The organism is Pseudomonas sp. PDM24 (genome assembly GCF_019218905.1).
Lineage (GTDB): Bacteria > Pseudomonadota > Gammaproteobacteria > Pseudomonadales > Pseudomonadaceae > Aquipseudomonas.
In genome coordinates, this window is sequence record NZ_JAHUWR010000001.1 from 447,332 (window position 1) to 466,590 (window position 19,259).

Annotated in this window: 13 protein-coding genes and 1 other RNA gene; 10 read left to right on the plus strand and 4 right to left on the minus strand. The window is 59.5% G+C overall.

What is annotated here, in order from left to right; all coding sequences use genetic code 11:
- The first annotated feature begins 1 nt into the window (after position 1).
- The 5 genes from smc to ffs all read left to right on the plus strand — a co-directional run bounded on the left by smc (position 2) and on the right by ffs (position 8,765).
- Positions 2-3,490, plus strand: a complete 3,489-nt coding sequence (gene smc / locus KW837_RS02120; protein WP_218394346.1) for a chromosome segregation protein SMC — start codon at positions 2-4, stop codon at positions 3,488-3,490.
- A gap of 258 nt (positions 3,491-3,748) precedes the next feature.
- Positions 3,749-4,600 (plus strand): cell division protein ZipA, encoded by an 852-nt coding sequence (gene zipA, locus KW837_RS02125; protein ID WP_008067907.1) that lies wholly within the window; start codon positions 3,749-3,751, stop codon positions 4,598-4,600.
- A gap of 137 nt (positions 4,601-4,737) precedes the next feature.
- Positions 4,738-7,095, plus strand: coding sequence for an NAD-dependent DNA ligase LigA (gene ligA / locus KW837_RS02130; protein WP_218394347.1), 2,358 nt, complete (start codon positions 4,738-4,740; stop codon positions 7,093-7,095).
- Positions 7,096-7,303: 208 nt separating this feature from the next.
- The gene (locus KW837_RS02135) at positions 7,304-8,467 is read left to right on the plus strand and encodes a putative zinc-binding metallopeptidase (RefSeq protein ID WP_218394348.1); all 1,164 of its coding nucleotides are present in this window, start codon (positions 7,304-7,306) and stop codon (positions 8,465-8,467) included.
- Positions 8,468-8,668: 201 nt separating this feature from the next.
- Positions 8,669-8,765, plus strand: an RNA gene (ffs, locus tag KW837_RS02140) — signal recognition particle sRNA small type.
- Between the two features lie 169 nt (positions 8,766-8,934).
- Here the strand turns inward: ffs and KW837_RS02145 are convergent.
- The gene (locus KW837_RS02145; RefSeq protein ID WP_007905395.1) at positions 8,935-9,261 is read right to left on the minus strand and encodes a helix-turn-helix domain-containing protein; all 327 of its coding nucleotides are present in this window, start codon (positions 9,259-9,261) and stop codon (positions 8,935-8,937) included.
- 397 nt (positions 9,262-9,658) lie between these two features.
- Here KW837_RS02145 and KW837_RS02150 point away from each other — a divergent pair, with 397 nt between their 5' ends.
- From KW837_RS02150 to KW837_RS02170, 5 genes are all read left to right on the plus strand, one after another.
- Positions 9,659-11,380, plus strand: coding sequence for a bifunctional diguanylate cyclase/phosphodiesterase (locus tag KW837_RS02150; protein ID WP_218394349.1), 1,722 nt, complete (start codon positions 9,659-9,661; stop codon positions 11,378-11,380).
- 122 nt (positions 11,381-11,502) lie between these two features.
- The gene (dnaX, locus tag KW837_RS02155) at positions 11,503-13,590 is read left to right on the plus strand and encodes a DNA polymerase III subunit gamma/tau (RefSeq protein ID WP_218394350.1); all 2,088 of its coding nucleotides are present in this window, start codon (positions 11,503-11,505) and stop codon (positions 13,588-13,590) included.
- Positions 13,591-13,657: 67 nt separating this feature from the next.
- Positions 13,658-13,996, plus strand: a complete 339-nt coding sequence (locus KW837_RS02160) for a YbaB/EbfC family nucleoid-associated protein (RefSeq protein WP_007905413.1) — start codon at positions 13,658-13,660, stop codon at positions 13,994-13,996.
- A gap of 210 nt (positions 13,997-14,206) precedes the next feature.
- Positions 14,207-14,809, plus strand: coding sequence for a recombination mediator RecR (gene recR / locus KW837_RS02165; RefSeq protein ID WP_218394351.1), 603 nt, complete (start codon positions 14,207-14,209; stop codon positions 14,807-14,809).
- A 189-nt stretch (positions 14,810-14,998) separates the two neighbouring features.
- Complete coding sequence (locus KW837_RS02170) at positions 14,999-16,147, plus strand: acyl-CoA dehydrogenase family protein (protein WP_218394352.1); 1,149 nt, start codon at positions 14,999-15,001, stop codon at positions 16,145-16,147.
- Positions 16,148-16,284: 137 nt separating this feature from the next.
- On the opposite strand, the gene KW837_RS02175 is transcribed toward KW837_RS02170, so the two are convergent.
- The 3 genes from KW837_RS02175 to hemN all read right to left on the minus strand — a co-directional run bounded on the left by KW837_RS02175 (position 16,285) and on the right by hemN (position 19,123).
- Positions 16,285-16,833 carry an adenine phosphoribosyltransferase gene (locus KW837_RS02175; protein WP_008075170.1) on the minus strand — a complete coding sequence of 183 codons (549 nt, stop codon included), beginning with the start codon at positions 16,831-16,833 and terminating at the stop codon, positions 16,285-16,287.
- A 79-nt stretch (positions 16,834-16,912) separates the two neighbouring features.
- Positions 16,913-17,647: a fumarate/nitrate reduction transcriptional regulator Fnr gene (gene fnr, locus KW837_RS02180; RefSeq protein ID WP_218394353.1), complete on the minus strand. Its 735-nt coding sequence runs from the start codon at positions 17,645-17,647 to the stop codon at positions 16,913-16,915.
- A 93-nt stretch (positions 17,648-17,740) separates the two neighbouring features.
- The gene (gene hemN, locus KW837_RS02185) at positions 17,741-19,123 is read right to left on the minus strand and encodes an oxygen-independent coproporphyrinogen III oxidase (RefSeq protein WP_218394354.1); all 1,383 of its coding nucleotides are present in this window, start codon (positions 19,121-19,123) and stop codon (positions 17,741-17,743) included.
- Positions 19,124-19,259: the final 136 nt, after the last annotated feature.

A 19,259-nucleotide genomic window follows, 5' to 3' on the forward strand; every position in this document is an offset into this window, starting at 1 on the left:
CGTGCGGCTCAAGTGCATCAAACTGGCGGGGTTCAAATCCTTCGTCGACCCGACCACGGTAAACTTCCCCAGTAACATGGCGGCGGTGGTCGGCCCCAATGGTTGCGGCAAGTCGAACATCATCGACGCCGTGCGTTGGGTGATGGGCGAGAGCTCGGCCAAGAACTTGCGCGGCGAGTCGATGACCGACGTCATCTTCAACGGCTCGACCAGCCGTAAACCGGTGAGTCAGGCGAGCATTGAGCTGGTATTCGATAACTCCGACGGCACGCTGCTCGGCGAATGGGCGGCCTATGCGGAAATTTCCATTCGCCGCAAAGTGACCCGCGACAGCCAGACCACTTACTACCTCAACGGCACCAAATGCCGCCGCCGCGATATCACCGATATCTTCCTCGGCACCGGTCTGGGCCCGCGCAGTTATTCGATCATCGAACAGGGCATGATCTCCAAGCTGATCGAGTCCAAGCCCGAAGACCTGCGCAATTTCATCGAAGAAGCCGCTGGTATTTCCAAGTACAAGGAACGTCGGCGCGAGACTGAAAACCGTATCCGCCGCACCCACGAAAACCTTGCCCGCCTGACCGACCTGCGCGAAGAGCTCGAGCGTCAGCTTGAACGCTTGCACCGCCAGGCCGAAGCCGCCAAGAAGTATCAGGAATACAAAGGCGAGGAGCGTCAGCTCAAGGCCCAGCTATCGGCCCTGCGCTGGCAGGCGTTGAACGAACAGGTCGGCCAGCGCGAGTCGATCATTGGCACCCAGGAAATTACCTTTGAAGCCCTTGTGGCTGAGCAACGCAATGCCGACGCGGCCATCGAACGCCTGCGCGACGGTCATCACGATCTGTCCGAACGCTTCAATCTGGTGCAGGGGCGTTTCTATTCGGTCGGCGGCGACATCGCCCGGGTCGAGCAGAGTATTCAGCACGGTCAGCAACGTTTGCGTCAGCTACAGGACGACCTGAAGGAAGCCGAGCGCGCGCGGCTGGAAACAGAGTCTCACCTGGGCCACGACCGCACCTTGCTGCTGACCTTGGGCGAAGAGCTGGACATGCTCACGCCGGAACAGGAAGTCACCAGCGCCGCCGCCGAAGAAGCTGCTGCGGCATTGGAAGAGTCCGAAACCACCATGCACGGTTGGCAGGAGCAGTGGGACACGTTCAACCTCACCGCCGCCGAACCACGCCGTCAGGCTGAAGTTCAGCAGTCGCGGATCCAGCAGCTGGAAACCAGCCTGGAACGTTTGGCCGATCGTCAGAAGCGTCTTGGTGAAGAGCGTGCGTTGCTATCGGCGGACCCGGAAGACGCGGCGATCATGGAACTCAGCGAGCAATTGGCTGCGTCCGAGGCCACGCTCGAAGACTTGCAGGCCAGCGAAGAAGCTCAGGTCGAACGCCTTGAGCAACTGCGTCAGGAGTTGCAGCAAGCGCTTTCGGCGCAGCAGCAAGCCCAAGGTGATTTGCAGCGGCTCAACGGGCGATTGGCGTCGCTGGAAGCCTTGCAGCAAGCCGCGCTCGATCCCGGCACCGGCACCGCCGAATGGCTGCGCGAACAGCATCTGGCCGATCGTCCGCGTCTGGCCGAAGGCCTGAAGGTCGAGGCCGGTTGGGAACTGGCGGTGGAAACCGTGCTCGGCGCCGATCTGCAAGCGGTTCTGGTGGATGACTTCGGTGACTTCGATCTGGCCGGGTTTGCCCAAGGCGATTTGCGCCTGCTCAGCCCGGCCACCGATGGCGTGCGAGTGCCCGGCAGTTTGCTCGACAAGGTCGAGGCGCAGATTGATTTGTCGCCATGGCTGGGACAGGTCAAACCGGTCGACAGCCTTGAGCAAGCCTTGGCCTTGCGCGGGCAATTGGCGGCCGGGCAAAGCCTGATCAGCCGCGACGGTTACTGGGTCGGCCGACACTTTTTACGTGTGCGCCGGGCCAGCGAAGCGGAAAGCGGCGTACTCGCCCGTGGCCAGGAAATCCAGCGCTTGGGCCTTGAACGCGAAGAGCGCGAAGCCACGGTCGAAACCCTGGAAACCCAACTTCAGAATCTCAGGGCACAACAGCGTCAGCAGGAAAACGGCCGCGAACATTTGCGCCGTTTGCTGCAAGACGAAGCCCGTCAGCAAGGCGAATTGAAAGCCCAGCTGTCCGCCGGCAAAGCCAAGGTCGAGCAGTTGACGTTGCGCCGTACCCGTCTCGATGAAGAACTCACCGAGTTGAGTGAACAGCGCGCCCTGGAACACGAGAACATCGGCGAAGCGCGCCTGCAATTGCAGGAGGCTCTCGACAGCATGGCGCTGGACACCGAGCAGCGTGAGTTGCTGTTGGCCCAGCGCGACAGCCTGCGCGAACGCCTCGACCGGGTGCGTCAGGAAGCCCGACAGCACAAGGATCATGCGCATCAACTGGCCGTGCGCCTCGGTTCGCTGAAGGCACAACATGACTCCACTCGTCAGGCCCTTGAACGGCTGGAAATGCAGTCCGAGCGCCTGACCGAGAAGCGTGAACAGCTCAGCCTCAATCTGGAAGAGGGCGAGGCGCCGCTGGAAGAGCTGCGGCTGAAACTCGAAGAGCTGCTCGACAAGCGCATGACGGTTGACGAAGAACTCAAGACCGCGCAAATGGCCATGGAAGATGCCGACCGCGAACTGCGCGATGCCGAGAAGCGCCGCACTCAGGCCGAGCAGCAATCGCAGTTGATTCGCAGCCAGCTCGAGCAGCAGCGCATGGAATGGCAAGCGCTGACGGTGCGGCGCAAGACTTTGCAGGATCAATTGCTCGAAGACGGCTACGATCTCAACGGCGTGCTCGCCACGCTGCTGGCCGGGGCCAACGAGAAAGACGCCGAAGAAGAACTCGAGCGCATTGCCGCGCGGATTCAGCGCCTCGGGGCGATCAACCTCGCAGCCATCGACGAATACCAGCAACAATCCGAGCGTAAGCGTTATCTGGATGCTCAGAACGACGATCTGGTGGAAGCGCTGGACACGCTCGAGAACGTCATTCGCAAGATCGACAAGGAAACCCGAAACCGCTTCAAAGATACCTTTGATCAGATCAATGGCGGTTTACAGGCCCTTTTCCCAAAAGTTTTCGGTGGAGGACGCGCGTATTTGGAACTGACGGGCGAAGATCTACTCGATACAGGGGTAACGATCATGGCGCAGCCGCCAGGAAAGAAGAACAGCACCATCCATTTGCTCTCCGGTGGCGAAAAAGCCCTGACCGCATTGGCCCTGGTTTTTGCCATCTTCAAGTTGAATCCGGCGCCGTTCTGCATGCTCGATGAGGTTGACGCGCCATTGGATGACGCTAACGTTGGACGCTACGCACGGCTGGTCAAAGAAATGTCGCAGACGGTGCAGTTCATCTACATCACCCACAACAAGATCGCTATGGAAATGGCCGATCAATTAATGGGGGTGACGATGCACGAGCCCGGTTGCTCGCGTCTGGTGGCAGTGGATGTGGAGGAGGCGATGGCCATGGTGGACGCCTGAGTCATTGCGTGTAGGGCAAGTATTTTTGAGCTGTAGGGCTTTTTACCTGCCTTGACTTGCTGGCCAATCGACATAATTCGCGCAAGCCACTGTGAGAGACGGTGTAAAGTTGCCTTTGGTCGTGCTAGTTTAATGTCAATTTTTCGTATACGTGGGCAAAACGCCTGTCAGAACATAGAGTTGGCGCCACGTTTTAAAGCGGTTTACACAATGTAAACCCCTTATTTTTCAGCATTTTTTATAGAGGCACGGGATTACATGGAAATCGGTCTGCGCGAGTGGCTGATCGTCATCGGCATTATTGTCATTGCCGGTATTCTTTTCGATGGCTGGCGTCGCATGCGCGGCGGCAAGGGAAAACTGAAATTCCGTCTTGACCGAAGTTTGTCCAATTTGCCGGATGAGGACACCAGCGCCGAGCTGTTGGGCCCGCCCCGCGTGCTGGATACCCATAAAGAACCGCAACTGGACGAGCATGATCTGCCGTCGGTGAGCATGCCTGCCCGTGAACCTCGCGAGTCGGGTTCCAAGCGCGGCAAGCGTGGCCATGGCGAGCCGTCGCAAGGCGACTTGAATCTCAATCTGGATCTGGACGGCGGCCCGAGCTTCAACAGCCGTGACGACGATTTCCCGGATGACACCAAGCCTGCCAGCTCGGCCGAGAAAGATCAGCCGCAAGCCGAAGAAGTGCTGGTGATCAGCGTGATCTGCCGCGACCCGGCTGGCTTCAAGGGCCCGGCACTGCTGCAGAACATTCTGGAAAGCGGTCTGCGTTTCGGCGAGATGGACATTTTCCACCGTCATGAAAGCATGGCCGGTAACGGCGAAGTCCTGTTCTCCATGGCCAACGCGGTCAAGCCGGGTGTCTTCGATCTGGATGATATCGATCATTTCAGCACCCCGGCGGTGAGCTTCTTCCTCGGTCTGCCAGGCCCGCGTCATCCCAAGCAAGCCTTCGACGTGATGGTGGCTGCGGCTCGCAAACTGTCCCAGGAGCTGAACGGCGAACTGAAAGACGACCAGCGCAGCGTGCTGACCGCCCAAACGATTGAGCACTACCGTCAGCGTATCGTCGAGTTCGAGCGTCGCGCTTTGACCCAGAAGCGCTGATCTTGTAGGAGCCAGGCTTGCCGGCGAAGGCGATCTCATGTATGCCTTCGCCGGCAAGCCTGGCTCCTACAATGATTTGTACAGCATCAACAGATTGAGCAGCCTCGGCTGCTCTTTTGCTTTATGAGAGAACACCCATGACCGCCGCCAAAAACCGCATTCTAGAGCTGCGCGCCGAGCTCGATCAGCACAACTATCGTTACCACGTGCTGGATGAGCCCAGCATTCCGGATGCCGAATACGATCGCTTGTTCCACGAGCTCAAGGCCCTCGAAGCGGCCCATCCCGAATTGATCACCAGCGACTCGCCGACTCAGCGTGTCGGCAGCGCAGCGCTGTCGGCGTTCACTCAGGTGCGTCACGAAGTGCCAATGCTCAGCCTGGGCAACGCCTTCGAAGAAACCGACATGCGCGAATTCGATCGCCGGGTGACGGAAGGGCTGGACCTGCCGGTCGGCGACTTGTTCGGCGCTGGCGCGGCGGTGGAGTACAGCTGCGAACCCAAGCTCGATGGCCTGGCGGTCAGTCTGCTGTACCAGGACGGTGTGCTGGTGCGTGGCGCCACTCGCGGCGATGGCACCACCGGTGAAGACATCAGCGTCAACGTGCGCACCGTGCGCAATATTCCGCTCAAGCTGCATGGCACCGGTTGGCCGGCGACCCTGGAGGTGCGGGGTGAAGTGTTCATGTCCAAGGCCGGTTTCGAGCGGCTCAACGCCACGCAACTGGAAGTCGGCGGCAAGACCTTCGCCAACCCGCGTAACGCGGCGGCGGGCAGCTTGCGGCAGCTGGATTCGAAGATCACCGCCAATCGCCCACTGGAATTCTGCTGCTACGGCATTGGCCAGATTTCGGCGGATATTGCCGACACGCACATTGGCAACCTGCAGCAACTCAAAGCCTGGGGCCTGCCGATCAGTCATGAGTTGAAACTGGCGCATGGCATCGAAGAATGCTTGGATTACTACCGCGACATCGGTGAGCGTCGCAATGCGCTCCAGTATGAAATCGACGGCGTGGTGTTCAAGGTCAACAGCATTGCGTCCCAGCGTGAGCTAGGTTTCCGCGCTCGCGAACCGCGTTGGGCGATTGCCCACAAATTTCCGGCCATGGAAGAACTCACCGAGCTGCTCGACGTGGAATTCCAGGTCGGTCGCACCGGTGCCGTGACGCCGGTGGCACGCTTGAAACCGGTCAGGGTCGCGGGTGTCACCGTGGCCAACGCGACCTTGCACAACATGGATGAAGTGGCGCGGCTGGGCCTGATGATCGGTGACACGGTGATCATCCGCCGCGCCGGTGACGTGATCCCGCAAGTGGTGCAAGTGGTCACCGAGCGCCGTCCGGAGAATGCCCGGCCGGTGCAGATTCCCGAGCAGTGCCCGGTTTGCGGTTCCCATGTCGAGCGCACGCAACTGGTCAAGCGCAGCAAGGGTCGCGAGACCATCAGCGAAGGCGCGGTGTATCGCTGTGTCGGCCGACTGGCCTGCGGTGCGCAACTCAAGCAAGCGATCATTCACTTCGTTTCGCGCCGCGCCATGGACATCGAAGGGCTGGGCGAGAAGAGCGTCGAGCAATTGGTGGACGAAGGCCTGGTGAGTTCGCCGGCCGATCTCTATGCCCTGACGTTCGAGCAGATTGTCGACCTGGAAGGCTTTGCCGAACTGTCGAGCAAGAACCTGCTCGGCGCCATCGAAGACAGCAAGCAGCCGAGTCTGGCGCGGTTCATCTACGCCTTGGGCATTCCCGATGTCGGCGAAGAGACGGCCAAGGTCCTCGCGCGTTCTCTCGGCTCGCTGGAGCGGGTTCAGCAGGCATTGCCGCAAGTGCTCACGTACCTGCCGGATGTCGGGCTGGAAGTGGCCCACGAGATTCACAGCTTCTTTGAAGATGCACATAACCGGCAGGTGATCGCGGATCTGCTCAAGCACGGCATGCAGATTCAGGATCAGGGCGAGCTGGGTGCTGAGTTTTCCGCCAGTACCACGTTGGGCGGCTTCCTCGATAAATTGCACATTCCATCGGTCGGGCCGGGCGGGGCGCAGAAGCTTGCGGACAAGTTCGGCTCGCTCGAAGCGGTGATGAGTGCTGATTGGCTGGACATGCGTCAGGCACTGCCGGAAAAACAGGCGACTTCGGTTCGCGAGTTCTTTGCGGGCACGGAAAATCGTCAGCTCGCCGAAGCTGCCGAAAAGCAGCTGCGCGATTTCGGTATGCATTGGCAGAGTGAAAAGAAAGTCGTTGAAGGGTTGCCGCTGGCCGGGCAGACCTGGGTGCTGACCGGTTCGCTTGAGCTGATGAGTCGCGATGTCGCCAAGGACAAACTTGAAAGCCTCGGTGCCAAGGTGGCCGGTTCCGTGTCGGCCAAGACCCATTGCGTGGTCGCCGGTCCGGGCGCGGGCTCGAAGTTGGCCAAGGCCAATGAGCTGGGGTTGAAGGTGCTGGATGAAGAGGCGTTTGTGGCGCGTCTGAAGGAATACAACATCTCGATCTAGTGCAGGATCTGTGGCGAGGGGGCTTGCCCCCGTTGGGCTGCGTAGCGGCCCTAAAACAAGCAACCGCGATCTGTCAGACATACCGTGCAAGCAGGTTTTGCGACGGCTTCGCCGCCGAACGGGGGCAAGCCCCCTCGCCACAAAGAACGTGGAACGATCATGTTGGAGGAATGATCTAGTCTTGGCAGGCCCCAAGGGAGAGATCGCCATGTACCGCTTCTTCGAACAGCTCAGTTCACGCATCGCCGCACCCTTCATGGGCGAGCGTTCGCGCAACAGCAAGGTCTGGCATTGCCGCTGTGGGCAGTCGCTGTTCTTTCGCAACAGCCAGTGCCTGGCCTGTTCGGCAGCGCTGGGCTATCAGCCGCAGCAGAGTCGCTTGTCATCGTTGCAGCCCGGCCCGCAAGCGGATACCTGGTTGCTCGACGCCGATCCCGATGCGGGTGTGTTCCGTCGCTGCGCCAATCTCGATTCTCCAGCCGCATGCAACTGGCTGCTGCCGGCCAACGATCACGATGCCTTGTGCATTGCCTGTAGCCTGAATCGCACCATCCCCGACCTGTCGATCCCCGAGAATCACGAGCGCTGGCGCAAAGTGGAAATCGCCAAGCGTCGTCTGGTGGCGCAGCTGATCAGCCTGGGCTTGTCGGTCATTCCGAAAACCGTGGACGAAGAAATCGGTCTGGCCTTCGATTTCATCGGTATCGACCTCGAAGGCAAACCACCGACCACCGGGCACGCCAACGGTCTGATCACCCTCGATATAAAGGAAGCCGACGATGCCCATCGCGAGCAGGTCCGCGTGCAGATGCACGAACCTTATCGCACGCTGCTCGGTCACTTTCGTCACGAGGTGGGGCATTACTACTGGGACCGCCTGGTCGCCAACAGTCATTGGCTGGAACCGTTTCGCGGTCTGTTCGGCGACGAACGAGCAAGCTACGCCGAGGCCCTTGAGCGGCATTATCAGCAAGGCGCGCCGCTTGACTGGCAGCAACATTACGTCAGTGCCTACGCCACCATGCACCCCTGGGAAGACTGGGCGGAAACCTGGGCTCACTACCTGCACATGATGGATGCAGTGGACACTGCCCTGGGGTTTGGCATGAGTGCGCAGGAAATGGATTTCGATTACCAGCCGTTTCCGCCCAGTACGCTATTCGACCCGCAACACCCTGGCGGCCCGGCGTTCCTGTCGTTCGTCAACGCATGGATCGAACTGGCCGGCATGCTCAACGAATTGTCGCGCAGCATGGGTCAGCCGGATTTTTATCCGTTCGCCCTGCCGACGGCGGTGATTGCCAAGCTGCACTTCATTCATCTGGTGATCCAGCAAGAGGGCGGCAGGGCGGATGAGGTGTTGGCGCAATAGGATCAAAAGATCGCAGCCTTCGGCAACTCCTACAGGTGTACGCCGATCCATGTAGGAGCTGCCGCAGGCTGCGATCTTTAAAGGTCAGCGCATGTCCTTGACCGGACTCATATTTTTTAATCTCCGCGAACGGTTGTAACTTCGTCTCAGATAGGTACAATGGCGCGGCTCGCCGTCAGGTGAGCGTCGTTATGGTGACCCCATCGGTCCCCCCGCAACGATTACCCGTGAACCTGGTCAGATCCGGAAGGAAGCAGCCACAGCGGGAACATTGTGTGCCGGGGTGTGGCTGGTGGGGTTGCCTCCATAACGCAGCACGAACCCTCTTTCGTGTTTTCTATCTAAAAATACTGTTTTTCCCCTGCCATGGAGCTCATCCAGGGCGGTGTTTCGTCGTTTCCGAATTAAAGCGCGGGATACAAAAAAGGAGGCCGATCTGTCGCATTCGACAGATCGGCCTCCTTTTTTCATTTACTGGCACTAGGCTTGGACAAGGCCTGGTCAACCGCTGCGATCAGCTTTCCCAGATCCTTCGGGGTGGCTTTGTGTATGACGCTGAACAGGTATGCCCGCTGTTCATCTTCGTCTTCCAGATCTGCGAAAAAGGCTTTCAGCTTCACGCCCAGCACGTCGGCAAGCAAAAACAATGCTTCCACGCTGGGAGTATAGGTGCCTGTTTCGAAGCGACTGATGGTTTTGGGGTCAAAACCGGTTTTTTCGCCGAGTTCAGCCTGAGTAAGCCCTGCGACCTTACGGTAGCGTCGGATGGCCGGACCCAAACTTGAAATTTGCATCGCTCAATTCCCATTTAGAATCAAGAACTTAACGATAGATTTTTGCATTAGGCAACTGCATGATCCATCACCTTGCTTTGCAAAATGTGATGCATTTCGTAGAATCGCCGCTTCGAAGGGTTTTGGGGTGATCTGCTTTCTGAAGTTTAGGCGATATGAAAAAGCCAGCATTGCGTTCCCTGCCGGGTATGCACAAAGGCCGCTGACGGTCTGAAGCCTCGCGAAATATTACCAGAGTCGGTGTTGCTACTATGCCCTGGATCTTCGGCGGTCCGGGGTCATCAAATGCTGTTCATGGAGTGATAACGTGTCTCTGCGCAGTACGTCTCAAAACACCTCTTCCGGGCATCCTGCGCTGGTCGAGCGGTACCACCGCTAGCGACAGTGAGCCTGACTCATGGATGAGAAATACCGCAGGGCCGTGGATGCAGCCGCCATTTTTTCCGAGACCGATCTGGACGGCCGGATTACCTATGTCAACGATCAATTCTGCGCCGTGTCCGGCTACAGCCGCGAGGAACTGCTGGGGCAGAACCATCGCCTGCTGAACTCCGGTCTGCATTCCGCCGATTTCTTCGCCGCCATGTGGCGCACCATCGCCTTGGGCAATATCTGGAAGGGCGAAATCTGTAATCGCGCCAAGGATGGCAGCCTGTATTGGGTCGACAGCACCATGGTGCCGGTGCTCGACGATGCCACCGGGCGCGTTCACCGATACCTGTCGATTCGTTTCGACATCAGCGAAAAACGCCAACTCCTGCAATCCTTGCAATGGCGGGTCGGGCATGACGTGCTGACCGGGCTGCCCAACCGCGCATTCCTGTCGGACTTGCTGGATCAGGCGCTGGAATTCTCCCGGCATGAAAACATTCCGTTGGCGGTGTGCATGCTTGACCTCGATGGGTTCAAGGCGGTCAACGACGGTTACGGTCACGCCAGTGGCGATATGTTGCTGGTGGAAGTGGCCAAGCGTTTACGCGACATTGTGCGCGGCGAAGACGTCGTGGCGCGACTGGCCGGTGACGAGTTCGTACTGGTGCTGCGTTATGTGCGTGATCTGCCGGAATTGTGCGCAGCGCTGAATCGCGTGTTGGGGGCGATTTCGGCGCCTTACACGCTGCATGGCAAAGCCATCAATGTGTTCGCCAGTATCGGCGTCACCCTGTTTCCCCATGACAACGAAGATGCCGAAACCCTGCTGCGCCACGCTGATCAGGCGATGTACGTGGCCAAGCAGCGCGGGCGAAACCGCTTTCATCTATTCGATGTTTCTCGGGATCAGGAGGTCAAGGTCACTCACCAGACCGTAGAACGGGTGCGTCAGGCGCTGGCCGCCGGTGAGTTACGCCTGCATTTCCAGCCCAAGGTGAACATGCGCCGTGGCGTGGTCGTCGGGTTCGAGGCGTTGTTGCGTTGGGAACATCCGCAAAACGGCATGGTGCCACCTCGGGAATTTTTGCCGCTGGTGGAGGACACCGACCTGATCATCGATATCGGTGAATGGGTGATGGATCAGGTTCTGTCGCAATTGCACCGTTGGCAGCAAGCGGGGCAGGGCTGGCCGGTCAGTATCAATATCGCGGCGCGACATTTTCAGCGCGCCGATTTCGTCGAGCGGCTCAGGCAGGTACTCGCTCGACATGCCCAGGTCGCCCCGCAGATGCTCGATCTGGAAATCGTCGAGTCGGTGGCGATCGAGAATATCCAGCATGTCAGTGCCTGTTTGCAGGCCTGTCAGGCGTTGGGGGTGCAGTTTTCCCTGGGGGATTTCGGCACGGGTTACTCGTCCTTGAGTTACCTCAAGCGTTTACGCACCCAAACCATCAAAATCGATAAGTCGTTCGTGCGCGATATTCTGAATGATCGTGACGACCTGGCCCTGACCACTGCGGTGATTGGCCTGGCCCGGGCGTTCGGTCGGCAGGTGATTGCCGAGGGACTGGAAAGCGTTGAGCACGGTGAATTGCTGTTGCGGCTGGGATGCGAAGTCGCTCAAGGCTATTTCATCGCGCGCCCCATGCCGCCCGGTGAGGTGCCGGCCTGGGTGGCGGGTTTTGTCGCCCCGTCGCAATGGCAGACGCTCGGCCAGACAGCCTTAAACGCTCCGGTACGGCTCTAACCTGAGCCAATAAAAGCCCCTCAAAGTGCAGCTTAGCCAGAATAGACGAGCGCACCGGATGCAATTTTGGCCTTGCTCCGCTAGCATTAGCCGCTTCTGTTCCTTCGTTGCGACGGTTTTCGATGAGTTATCAGGTTCTTGCACGTAAATGGCGTCCGCGCTCGTTCGGCGAAATGGTCGGCCAGACCCATGTGCTCAAGGCTCTGATCAATGCCTTGGACAGCCAGCGGCTGCACCACGCGTACCTGTTTACCGGTACCCGCGGGGTCGGCAAGACCACCATCGCGCGGATCATCGCCAAATGCCTGAACTGTGAAACAGGTATCACTTCGACCCCCTGCGGCGAGTGTTCGGTGTGCCGCGAAATCGATGAAGGCCGCTTCGTCGACCTGATCGAGATCGACGCCGCGAGCCGGACCAAGGTCGAAGACACCCGCGAGCTGCTCGACAACGTGCAGTACGCGCCGAGCCGCGGGCGCTTCAAGGTTTACCTGATCGACGAAGTGCACATGCTCTCCAGCCATTCCTTCAATGCGCTGTTGAAAACCCTTGAAGAGCCGCCGCCCTACGTCAAATTCATCCTGGCCACCACCGATCCGCAGAAACTTCCTGCAACGATTCTTTCTCGGTGCCTGCAGTTCTCCCTGAAGAACATGACCCCGGAGCGGGTGGTCGAGCATTTGACCCACGTGCTGAGCGTCGAGAACGTGCCGTTCGAAGACGACGCGCTGTGGCTGCTGGGCCGCGCCGCTGACGGTTCGATGCGCGACGCCATGAGCCTGACCGATCAGGCCATCGCTTTCGGTGAAGGCAAGGTCATGGCCGCCGACGTGCGAGCCATGCTCGGTACGCTCGATCACGGCCAGGTCTACGACGTTTTGCATGCGCTGATCGAAGGCGACGCCAAGGCGTTGCTTGAAGCCGTGCGTCATCTGGCCGAACAAGGCCCTGACTGGAACGGCGTGCTCTCGGAAATTCTCAATGTGCTGCACCGTGTCGCCATCGCCCAGGCCCTGCCTGAAGGCGTCGACAACGGCCATGGCGACCGTGATCGCGTATTGGCTTTGGCCCAGGCATTGCCGGCCGAAGATGTGCAGTTCTATTACCAGATGGGCCTGATCGGTCGGCGGGATTTGCCGCTGGCGCCGGACCCGCGCGGTGGCTTCGAAATGGTCCTGCTGCGAATGCTCGCGTTCCGGCCGGCAGACACTGCGGACGCGCCGAGGCAACCGCTAAAGCCAGTGGGGATCAGCCAGGCCACAGTTGATTCCGCAAACTCAGTGGCTGCCGCGTCAGTTGTTGCGCCGGTAGTCGCTACGGCCGTTGCACCGCCTCCGGTTGCGCCTGTGGTTGCACCAGCCCCTGTCCCGGTAGCTGCGCCTGAGCCGGTCGCGCCCGTGATCGCGCCCGAGCCTGAGCCTGTTGTCGAACCCGTAGCGGTCGAAGAGGTCGTCGATCTGCCGTGGAACGACCCGGTAGAGCCCGAAGTTGTCCAGCAGCCTGCCATCGAGCCGGTGCTGGAAACGGCTGGTGAACAACCCGAATTGCCACCGATGCCCATGCCGACGCCGGACAGTGTGGTGCCGGATGCGCCGGAATGGGCCGCTGCGCCGATCCCGGAACCGTCCATGGCTGAAGTCGATGCCGCCACGCCAGGCCTGGATCAGGACGACGAGCCGCCGCTGGACGAGGACTACATCGAGCCGGACATGGACTCGGCCTACAGCTACCTCGATGAACTGGCCAGCGAGCACACTGCCGAACCTGCGCCGGAACCCGAGCCAGAACCGGCCGCGATGCCGGCCACCGGCCTTGCCCTGCAATGGCTGGAGATATTCCCGAAACTGCCGGTGTCCGGCATGACCGCCAGTATCGCCGCCAACTGCACGCTGATCGCCGTCGATGGCGACAATTGGTTGTTGCACCTGGACCCGGCCCACAGCGCCTTGTTCAACGCGACGCAACAACGTCGGCTCAACGATGCATTGAACCAGTTTCACGGGCGCGCGCTGACCTTGAATATGGAGCTGATCAAGCCTGAGCAGGAAACCCCGGCTCAGGCCTCGTCCCGTCGTCGTGCCAACCGTCAGCGTGAGGCCGAAGAATCGATCCACGGCGATCCGTTCATCCAGCAAATGATGCAGCAGTTCGAGGCGGTGGTCCGTCACGATACTATTGAACCTGTCGAGGCCCTGGTCAGTCAGGGCTAATAACTGAAGGCGCTTGGCCACATTCGCCGGGCGCTGTTTTTATCCAAGTACTTTTGAGGTGATTCCCATGATGAAAGGTGGCATGGCCGGCCTGATGAAGCAGGCGCAGCAGATGCAGGAAAAAATGGCCAAGATGCAGGAAGAGCTGGCCAACGCCGAAGTCACCGGTAAAGCCGGCGGCGACATGGTCACCGTGGTGATGACCGGTCGTCACGACGTCAAGCGCGTAACCATCGACCCAAGCCTGGTCGAAGGCCTGAGCGAAGACGACAAGGAAATGCTGGAAGCGGTATTCGCCGCAGCCGTCAACGACGCCGTGCGCAAGATCGAAGCCAACAGCCAGGACAAAATGTCCGGCGTGACCGCTGGCATGCAATTGCCACCGGGTATGAAACTGCCATTCTGATTCGCCAACGCGCGTCGGATGGGTTACAAAAAAATGCCAGGCATCGCGCCTGGCATTTTTGTTTCTGGGCTCCCTTTGTAGGAGCGAGGCTTGCCCGCGAAGAAGATCGACTCGATCCATCGCAAAAAACATCGAAAACAGGTGAGTAATTGACGCTCATTCGAGGCGCGGGTATAAACCGCGTCTCGTTGTTATGTCGGACTTTTCCCCATGAGCTTCAGCCCTTTGATTCGCCAACTGATCGACGCCCTGCGAATTTTGCCGGGCGTGGGTCAGAAAACTGCCCAGCGCATGGCGTTGCAACTGCTTGAGCGTGATCGCAGCGGCGGTTTGCGACTGGCCCAGGCGCTGAGCCAGGCCATGGAAGGAGTGGGCCACTGCCGCTTGTGCCGCACGCTGACCGAAGACGATCTGTGCCCGCAATGCGCCGATCCACGCCGCGACGACACTTTGCTGTGTGTGGTGGAAGGCCCGATGGATGTGTACGCGGTGGAGCAGACCGGTTTCCGTGGTCGCTACTTCGTGCTCAAGGGCCACCTATCGCCGCTCGACGGGCTAGGGCCGGAAGCCATCGGCATTCCACAACTGATGACGCGGATCGAAGAAGCGGGCACGTTTGCCGAAGTCATCCTCGCCACCAACCCGACGGTGGAAGGCGAGGCCACGGCGCATTACATCGCCCAGTTGCTGAGCAACAAAGGCCTGATCGCCTCGCGCATAGCCCATGGCGTACCGTTGGGTGGCGAGCTGGAACTGGTGGACGGCGGGACATTGGCGCATTCGTTTGCCGGGCGTAAGCCGATCTCGCTGTAACGGTGCTGTCTGGACTGACGCCTTCGCGAGCAAGCCCGCTCCCACATTTGATTTGTGTACGCCGCAAATCCCCTGTGGGAGCGGGCTTGCTCGCGAATGGCTCGCCTCGGTTTCCTTGATTCACACAGCCCCCTTGAAAACCAAGCAAGCGCTCGGTTAACTTCGCTGAACCTTCAGTGGAGCTCGCCGATGCCTGCCTTTCAGGAATACTTCGACCCCAGCCACCAATTGGTCCGCGACAGCGTCAGACGTTTCGTCGAGCGTGAGATTCTTCCGGACATCGACCAGTGGGAAGAAGCCGAAAGCTTCCCTCGTGAACTCTACCTAAAGGCCGGTGCGGCGGGGATTCTGGGTATTGGTTATCCCGAAGCCTTGGGCGGTAGCCATGAAGGGGACCTGTTTGCCAAGATCGCTGCCAGTGAAGAGCTGATGCGCTGTGGTTCCGGTGGTCTGGTCGCGGGGCTGGGCTCGCTGGACATTGGTCTGCCGCCGATCCTCAAGTGGGCCAGGCCCGAAGTCCGCGATCGCGTTGTGCCTCAGGTGCTGGCGGGCGAGAAGATCAGCGCCCTGGCTGTCACCGAGCCCAGCGGCGGCTCCGACGTCGCCAACCTGCAAACCCGCGCCGTGCGAGACGGCGACTTTTACCGGGTCAGCGGCAGCAAAACCTTCATTACCAGCGGCGTTCGCGCGGATTTCTACACCGTCGCGGTGCGCACTGGCGAGCCGGGTTTTGGCGGCATCAGTTTGCTGCTGATCGAGAAGGGCACACCCGGTTTCACCGTCGGTCGTCAGTTGAAGAAAATGGGCTGGTGGGCGTCAGACACCGCCGAACTGTTTTTCGATGATTGCCGGGTGCCGGTGAGCCATCTGATTGGGGCCGAGAACATGGGCTTCGCCTGCATCATGGGCAACTTCCAGAGTGAGCGCCTGGCCCTGGCGTTGATGGCCAACATGACCGCGCAGTTGGCGCTGGAGGAGAGCCTGAAATGGGCTCGTCAGCGTGAAGCCTTCGGTAAACCCATCGGCAAGTTCCAGGTGCTCAAGCACCGTCTCGCGGAAATGGCCACGGCGCTGGAGGTGTCACGGGAGTTCACCTACCGCCAGGCAGCGAAAATGGCCGCCGGGCAGAGCGTGATCAAGGAAATCTCCATGGCCAAGAATTTTGCTACTGACACGGCTGATCGCATTACCAACGACGCCGTGCAGATCCTCGGCGGCCTGGGTTATATGCGCGAGAGCCTGGTGGAGCGGCTGTATCGCGATAATCGGATTTTGTCGATTGGTGGGGGAACGCGGGAAGTGATGAATGAGATCATCAGCAAGCAGATGGGGCTCTAATCTGCGGTGTGGCGACTGGCGTTTTCGCGAGCAAGCCCGCTCCCACATTGGGCCTCTGTCGTTCACAGAATTTGTGTACGCAAGAGATCCAATGTGGGAGCGGGCTTGCTCGCGAAAGTGTCAGTGCAGACGCCGCCTTACTTATCGCTCAACGCAAACTGCGTCAGGCAAAACGTAGGAATCCCCATGTCTTCCAAACGCTGCGAACCACCCAGTTCCGGCAAGTCAATGATCGCCGCCGCTTCATGCACCCGCGCGCCCATGCGCCGAATCAGGTTCGCCGCCGCGATCAGCGTGCCGCCGGTGGCGATCAGGTCATCGAACATCACTACCGAGTCACCCTCGCACAGGCTGTCGGCGTGGACTTCGAGAAAGGCTTCGCCGTACTCGGTCTGATAACCCTCGGCCAACACGTCGGCCGGCAGTTTGCCCTGCTTGCGGAATAGCACCAGCGGTTTGTTCAACTGATAGGCCAGGATTGAACCGATCAGGAAGCCACGGGCATCCATGGCGCCGATGTGGGTGAAGTCGGCTTCGACGTAACGATGGGCGAAGCTGTCCATCACCAGGCGCAGGGCCGTGGGTGACTGGAACAACGGAGTGATGTCGCGAAAGATCACGCCCGGCTTGGGGAAGTCGATCACGGGACGGATCAGGGATTTGATGTCGAAGGAGTCGAAGACCATCGTCGAAGTGTCCTGGCAGGCTGCAAACGTCGCAGTATAACGGCGGCTGAACCGTTTCGCTCAGCCGCCATTGCCAGGATCAGCCGTCGAGCGAGCCGCCGGCCAGGGCGCAGAGCTGGATCGGGTCGAGGATATGTATTTCCTTGCCCTCGGCGGCGATGAGTTCGTTTTGCTGGAAGCGGGTGAACACCCGCGACACGGTTTCCACCGCCAGGCCCAGGTAATTGCCGATTTCGTTGCGCGACATGCTCAACCGGAACTGGTTGGCCGAGAAGCCCCGAGCGCGGAAACGGGCCGACAGGTTGACCAGGAACGTGGCGATGCGCTCGTCGGCAGTTTTCTTCGACAGCAGCAACATCATTTGCTGATCATCACGAATCTCGCGGCTCATCACCCGCATCAACTGACGGCGCAGTTGCGGCAGTTGCAGAGCCAGTTCATCGAGGCGTTCGAAAGGGATTTCGCACACCGAAGTGGTTTCCAGGGCTTGCGCCGAGACGGGGTGCTTTTCAGTGTCCATGCCCGACAGGCCGACCAGTTCACTCGGCAAATGGAAGCCAGTGAGCTGTTCTTCGCCGCCATCGCTCAGGCTGAAGGTCTTGAGGGCGCCGGAGCGTACTGCATAAACGGAATCGAACGTGTCGCCCTGACGAAACAGGAATTCGTTTTTTTTCAGCGGGCGACCTCGTTTGACGATTTCGTCCAGCGCATCCATGTCTTCCAGATTCAAAGAAAGTGGCAGGCAGAGAGGTGCCAGGCTGCAATCCTTGCAATGGGCCTGGCTATGAGCGCGCAGCTTTACTGGCTCGGACATTTCTTTAATCCTTGTGGGAAAACACACATAAGCCGTAAGGGTAACTCACGGGAGGACATTCGGGCCAGCCTGCGACAATTTAACCGCAAGGCCTTAGATCACTCGTGAAAAGCGTTGACGATTGGTGTGTTCCAGATACGCATCGAAAACCATGCACACCGAACGCACCAGCAGCCGGCCTGCGGGCTGTACGGTGATCCGCTCGTTGTCCAACTCGATCAGCCCATCTTCGGCCATATCCAATAGCTGTGGCCAAAGCTCGGCGAAATAACCACGAAAATCGATATTGAAGACTCGCTCGATTTCCAGGAATTCCAGGCTGAAATGGCAAATCAACTGCTGAATCACGGCTCTGCGCAAGCGATCGTCAGCGGTGCATATCAGGCCACGGCTGGTGGCCAGTTGAGCGGACGCCAATGCGTTCTGGTACTGGTTCAGGTCGCTGCTGTTCTGGCAGTACAAATCGCCGATCTGGCTGATTGCCGATACCCCCAAGCCGATCAAATCGCAATGACCATGCGTGGTGTAGCCCTGGAAGTTACGTTGCAGCGTCGATTCTTCCTGAGCAATCGCCAAGTCATCGTCAGGCAGGGCGAAATGGTCCATGCCGATGTAGCGGTAACCGGCAGCCGTCAGTTGTTCGATGGTGCGCTGGAGCATTTCCAGCTTCTGTGCCGGTGCCGGTAGATCGTTGCCATTGATCCGCCGTTGCGGCATGAAGCGTTCCGGCAGATGGGCGTAGTTGAACACCGAGAGCCGGTCCGGTTGCAGGCTGATGACTTCGTCGACGGTGCGGGCGAAGTTCTCGGGCGTCTGCTTGGGCAGGCCGTAGATCAGATCGATGTTGATCGAGCGAAATTGCAGGGTCCGGGCAGCGTCGATCACCGCACGGGTTTCTTCCAGGCTTTGCAGGCGATTGACCGCCCGTTGTACCGCCGGATCGAGGTCTTGAACGCCAATGCTGACCCGGTTGAAACCCAGTTCCCGGAGCAGGCCCATGGTCGACCAATCAGCTTCGCGAGGGTCGATTTCGATGCCGTAGTCGCCGGAATCGTCGTCCATCAGATTGAAATGCTTGCGCAGCTGAGCCATCAACTGGCGCAGTTCGTCGTGGCTGAGGAAAGTGGGTGTGCCGCCGCCGAAATGCAGTTGCTCGACTTTTTGCGTCGGGTCGAGGTGGCAGGCAATCAGCTGGATTTCCTGTTCCAGGCGCTGCAAATAGGGCTGGGCGCGTCCACGGTCCTTGGTGATGACTTTGTTGCAGGCGCAGTAGTAGCAAATATTCGCGCAGAACGGCACGTGCACATACAGCGATAGCGGCCGCAGGGCTTTACGGCTGTCGCGAAGGGCATGAAACAGGTCGAAGGTGCCAACCTGGCTGTCGAATTGCACGGCGGTCGGGTACGAGGTATAGCGCGGTCCCGCCAGGTCGTAACGGCGGATCAGATCTGTGTCCCAACGAATGGCGTCGAGCATGCGGGCATTCCCCCGGATAGGCTGGCAATGTCGGCGAGTCTAGGGAGAAGTGCGCAAAGGCATCTTGATTTGCATCAAGGGTCGGGATTTGTGTTGTCAGTGAGGGCCTCTTCGCGGGCAAGCCTCGCTCCTACAA

What these genes read in the sequence shown, in the direction of transcription:
- zipA (WP_008067907.1), top strand. Translation starts at nt 3,749, where the DNA reads ATGGAAATCGGTCTGCGCGAGTGGCTGATCGTCATCGGCATTATTGTC.
- ligA (WP_218394347.1), top strand. Translation starts at nt 4,738, where the DNA reads ATGACCGCCGCCAAAAACCGCATTCTAGAGCTGCGCGCCGAGCTCGAT.
- KW837_RS02135 (WP_218394348.1), top strand. Translation starts at nt 7,304, where the DNA reads ATGTACCGCTTCTTCGAACAGCTCAGTTCACGCATCGCCGCACCCTTC.
- KW837_RS02145 (WP_007905395.1), bottom strand. Translation starts at nt 9,261, where the DNA reads ATGCAAATTTCAAGTTTGGGTCCGGCCATCCGACGCTACCGTAAGGTC.
- KW837_RS02150 (WP_218394349.1), top strand. Translation starts at nt 9,659, where the DNA reads ATGGATGAGAAATACCGCAGGGCCGTGGATGCAGCCGCCATTTTTTCC.
- dnaX (WP_218394350.1), top strand. Translation starts at nt 11,503, where the DNA reads ATGAGTTATCAGGTTCTTGCACGTAAATGGCGTCCGCGCTCGTTCGGC.
- KW837_RS02160 (WP_007905413.1), top strand. Translation starts at nt 13,658, where the DNA reads ATGATGAAAGGTGGCATGGCCGGCCTGATGAAGCAGGCGCAGCAGATG.
- recR (WP_218394351.1), top strand. Translation starts at nt 14,207, where the DNA reads ATGAGCTTCAGCCCTTTGATTCGCCAACTGATCGACGCCCTGCGAATT.
- KW837_RS02170 (WP_218394352.1), top strand. Translation starts at nt 14,999, where the DNA reads ATGCCTGCCTTTCAGGAATACTTCGACCCCAGCCACCAATTGGTCCGC.
- KW837_RS02175 (WP_008075170.1), bottom strand. Translation starts at nt 16,833, where the DNA reads ATGGTCTTCGACTCCTTCGACATCAAATCCCTGATCCGTCCCGTGATC.
- fnr (WP_218394353.1), bottom strand. Translation starts at nt 17,647, where the DNA reads ATGTCCGAGCCAGTAAAGCTGCGCGCTCATAGCCAGGCCCATTGCAAG.
- hemN (WP_218394354.1), bottom strand. Translation starts at nt 19,123, where the DNA reads ATGCTCGACGCCATTCGTTGGGACACAGATCTGATCCGCCGTTACGAC.